Source organism: Streptomyces sp. NPDC006283 (genome assembly GCF_040613325.1).
Classification (GTDB): domain Bacteria; phylum Actinomycetota; class Actinomycetes; order Streptomycetales; family Streptomycetaceae; genus Streptomyces.
This window is the reverse complement of sequence record NZ_JBEXRZ010000402.1, coordinates 1-2,604: the sequence shown is the minus strand read 5'-3', so window position 1 is coordinate 2,604 and position 2,604 is coordinate 1. Positions and strand designations below refer to the sequence as shown.

The following is a 2,604-nucleotide window of genomic DNA, read 5'->3' as shown; positions in this document are numbered from 1 at the left end:
CTATGTCGAGCAGGACCTCCACGAACTCTACGAGGGCGAAGTCCGCTACGCCCGCGACGCGTTCGAGGGCCTGCGCCTGATGGACGCCCTCATCGCCGTCAAACGGGGCGTCCCCGGCGCGGTGCTGCCCGAACTGAAGCAGCGCCGTGTGCAGACCACTGCCACGTTCATCGAGGAGCGCCCCCAGGAGGCGCCCTCACGCTCCGACGTCGCCGTCGACAACCCGGTCCCCGAGCCGCCGTTCTGGGGAACCCGCGTGGTCAAGGGCATCGCGCTGGGGGAGTACGCCTCCTGGCTCGACGAGAGCGCCCTGTTCAAGGGCCAGTGGGGCCTGAAGGGCGCCCGCGGCACCGGCCCGTCCTACGAGGACCTCGTCGAGAGCGAGGGCCGCCCCCGGCTGCGCGGCCTGCTGGACCGCCTGCAGACCGACAACCTCCTCGAAGCGGCCGTCGTCCACGGCTACTTCCCGTGCGTGTCCAAGGGCGACGACCTGATCGTCCTCGGCGAGGACGGCTCCGAGCGGACCCGCTTCACCTTCCCCCGCCAAAGCCGCGGCCGGCACCTGTGCCTGGCGGACTTCTTCCGCCCCGAGGAGACCGGCGAAACCGACGTCGTCGCCCTCCAGGTCGTCACCGTCGGCTCCAGAATCGGTGAGGAGACCGCCAAGCTCTTCGAGGCAGGCGCCTACCGCGACTACCTCGAACTGCACGGCCTGTCCGTGCAGTTGGCGGAGGCGCTCGCCGAGTACTGGCACGCCCGGGTGCGCGCCGAACTCGGCATCGCCTCCGGCGACCCCGGCACCCTCGACGGCATGCTCCGCACCGAGTACCAGGGATGCCGCTACTCCCTCGGCTACCCCGCCTGCCCCGACCTGGAGGACCGCGCCAAGATCGCGGAACTGCTCCGGCCGGAACGCATCGGCGTCCAGCTGTCCGAGGAGTTCCAGCTCCACCCCGAGCAGTCCACCGACGCCATCGTCATCCACCACCCCGAGGCGAGCTACTTCAACGCCGGAGGCCGCGGATGAGCACACTGCGCGACACCCTCGCGAGCGGAAGACCCTCGTTCTCCTTCGAGTTCTTCCCGCCGAAGACCGAGGCCGGCACCCGCACCCTGTGGAACGCGATCCGCCGCATCGAGGCCTTCGCCCCCACCTTCGTCTCCGTCACCTACGGCGCCGGCGGCTCCTCCAGGGACCGCACCGTCGCCGTCACCAAACGCATCGCCACGGAAACCACCCTGCGCCCGGTCGCCCACCTCACCGCCGTCGGCCATTCCGTCGCGGAACTGCGCCACATCATCGGCCAGTACGCGGACGCCGGCGTGCACGACGTGCTCGCCCTGCGCGGCGACCCGCCCGGCGACCCGGGCGCCCCCTGGACGGCGCACCCGGACGGTTTCAGCCACGCCCACGAACTCGTCTCCCTGGTACGCAGGTCGGGCGACTTCAGCGTCGGCGTCGCCGCCTTCCCCGAGCGCCACCCCCGCTCCGCCGACTGGGACAGCGACATCCGCCACTTCGTCGCCAAGTGCCGCGCCGGAGCCGACTACGCGATCACCCAGATGTTCTTCCACGTCGAGGACTACCTGCGGCTGCGGGACAAGGTCGCGGCCGCCGGCTGCGACACCCCGATCATCCCCGAGATCATGCCGGCCACCGACGTGAAGCAGATCGCCCGCTTCGCCCAGCTGTCCGGCGCCGCCTTCCCCGACCACCTCGCCCGCCGCCTGGACGCGGCCCGCGACAACCCGGCCGACGGCCACCGCATCGGCGTCGAACACGCCACCGCCATGGCCGACCGGCTCCTCGCCGAAGGCGCCCCGGGACTGCACTACATCACGCTCAACCGCTCCACCGCGACGCTCGAGATCCACCAGAACATCCAGAACTCAAGGAGTGCACATGCCCTCGCAGCCGGCCGCTGACTTCACGGATTTCAAGGTCGCCGACCTTTCCCTCGCCGCCTTCGGCCGCAAGGAGATCACCCTCGCCGAGCACGAGATGCCCGGCCTGATGTCGATCCGCAAGGAGTACGCCGCCGCACAGCCGCTCGCCGGCGCGCGCATCACCGGCTCCCTGCACATGACCGTGCAGACCGCCGTCCTGATCGAGACCCTGGTCGCGCTGGGCGCCGAGGTGCGCTGGGTGTCCTGCAACATCTTCTCCACCCAGGACCACGCCGCCGCCGCCATCGCCGCCGCCGGCATCCCCGTCTTCGCCTGGAAGGGCGAGACGCTCGAGGAGTACTGGTGGTGCACCGAGCAGGCGCTGACCTGGCCCGGCCACGCAGGCCCGAACATGATCCTCGACGACGGCGGCGACGCCACCCTCCTGGTCCACAAGGGCGTCGAGTTCACCAAGGCCGGCGCCGTCCCCGACCCGTCCACCGCGGACAACGACGAATACCGCGTCATCCTCGAACTGCTGCACCGCTCCACCATCGACTGGACCGCCCTCGCCGCCGAGATCCGTGGTGTGACGGAGGAGACGACCACCGGTGTGCACCGGCTGTACGAGATGCACCGTGACGGCACGCTGCTGTTCCCGGCGATCAATGTGAACGACGCGGTGACGAAGTCGAAGTTCGACAACAAGTACGGGTG

At 70.3% G+C, this 2,604-nt stretch carries 3 protein-coding genes; all 3 read left to right on the top strand.

What is annotated here, in order from left to right; all coding sequences use genetic code 11:
- Positions 1-1,027: vitamin B12 dependent-methionine synthase activation domain-containing protein (locus tag ABZ070_RS36575; RefSeq protein ID WP_356640429.1), on the top strand; the 1,027-nt coding region annotated here is incomplete at its 5' end.
- Positions 1,024-1,926: a methylenetetrahydrofolate reductase [NAD(P)H] gene (gene metF / locus ABZ070_RS36570; RefSeq protein WP_356640427.1), complete on the top strand. Its 903-nt coding sequence runs from the start codon at positions 1,024-1,026 to the stop codon at positions 1,924-1,926. The genes ABZ070_RS36575 and metF, both read left to right, overlap by 4 nt.
- The coding region (locus ABZ070_RS36565) for an adenosylhomocysteinase (protein WP_356640425.1) at positions 1,904-2,604 on the top strand (701 nt) is incomplete at its 3' end. The genes metF and ABZ070_RS36565, both read left to right, overlap by 23 nt.

Coding starts and splice junctions, on each gene's coding strand:
- metF (WP_356640427.1), top strand. CDS start 1,024: ATGAGCACACTGCGCGACACCCTCGCGAGCGGAAGACCCTCGTTCTCC.